Source organism: Aeromonas sp. L_1B5_3 (assembly GCF_963866575.1).
Classification (GTDB): Bacteria; Pseudomonadota; Gammaproteobacteria; order Enterobacterales; family Aeromonadaceae; genus Aeromonas; species Aeromonas jandaei.
In genome coordinates, this window is the sequence record NZ_CAWMDN010000065.1 from 1 (window position 1) to 1,530 (window position 1,530).

Here is a 1,530-nt window from a genome sequence, read left to right on the forward strand (position 1 = left end):
CACTGCGTGGACAGTCAGGGGTGAACTGACGATGAGCATCAGGGTAGCGCTTGTAGTAGGTTGGGCCATGGCTACCTATCAGGTGGAAGCCAACCAGCTTATCCCCTTTCATTTGAGCAATTTCACTATCGAGGTCTTGAAGGACAACCTCGTCATAGCATGTGTTTTTATCGCAGAACTTAGGGTGATCCTTTGGTTCGATTTCGATGTTAGGTACTCGGTCGCAGACGCCTTTGCAGCCTCCATCGTTCTCCTTCCAAAAAATGGAGATCCCCGTTTTTTGCAACACATCTAGCAGGCCCTCGCTATTGCGAGCGCGATTATCATCAAACTCCTTTCTCCCCATATTGGAGAACATGCAGGGGACGGATACAGCGGTTGCTGTCCCGCAGGAGCGGACATCGTTAAAGGAGATCACACCACCAGACTTACTTGTGAATGGGTTGGTATCTTTCTCATAGCCATTCATTGAAAAGTTCTTACCACGAGCAGTCTCACCAACAACCAGGAACATCAATGTTGGTTTGTCCTTTTTCGTAACCCGTGTGGCATCATCACCTAAAGTAACAAAAGGGATGGGCTCTGCCATATAGCGTCTATACAGGTACTTACTGGTGCTATACATGAAGTTAGCTGGAACGATTTCACGATTTAGAGTCTGATTGTTACGACCAATTGATGCGTAATCTTGGTAGTACAAGGCAGCAATTATCCCAACTATTACCAAAGAGAAAAACATAGATAACAATCGCTGGGCGATACCTTTGTACCAGGTAGATGCATACTCAATTTTCACAAAAAATATCAATGCTGCGGGTAACAAACCGGTCAAAATAACCCAGATTATTATTGGAGCGTTAACGTATGCAAAAGCTTCGCTTTGGTTTGTTTCAAATATATTCTGGATCATATCACCATCAAACAACACACGATATTTCATCATGGTGTAACTGGCGATAGAACCTGTAACAAACAGGAATGCAAAGAACGGCTTCATCAGAAAGCGGATCGAGAATGGCATGAAGACGAAGTTTAATGCAGCAACAAGTAGGAATGGGATTGAAACTACAAACCCTATTTTGAAGTGCTCGATGTTAGACAATATGTCATAGAAATGGAGCAGAACGGGCCAGTTCAGCAAAAATGCGAAGACCAAAGCCAATAGCAGTACAAATGGAACAACTTTTATTCTGACAGCTGAAAACATAACAATTACCTGTTAAACGTCTATTTCTATAAAAACCACTTCATTAAAATATCAACGATTCGCAACTCAATTATTCCGACATTGCTTAAAGATATCTAATTCTTGTTCGTAGATAGCCGTCTTCACATCCCATATTCCCAGGACAGAAGAAAATATGTTGTCATGAGAATAGCGATTGGCTGCGGCATTTTTCTGCAAACATTCCATATTCATGCCTTTTTCTTTGATGAAACCAGGTGACATCCACACCTGCATAGGAACACGGGTCTGATCATCCGGTGCAAACTTGTACGGTGTACCGTGCAGGTAAAGCCCTAATGCTC

At 42.9% G+C, this 1,530-nt stretch carries 2 protein-coding genes; both read right to left on the minus strand.

Features of this window, described 5'->3' with window-relative positions; all coding sequences use genetic code 11:
* Positions 1 to 1,207: phosphoethanolamine transferase (locus AACR93_RS04005; protein WP_043852290.1), on the minus strand; the 1,207-nt coding region annotated here is incomplete at its 3' end.
* A 66-nt stretch (positions 1,208 to 1,273) separates the two neighbouring features.
* On the minus strand, positions 1,274 to 1,530 hold a 257-nt coding region (locus AACR93_RS04010; RefSeq protein ID WP_331428985.1), incomplete at its 5' end, for a sulfatase-like hydrolase/transferase.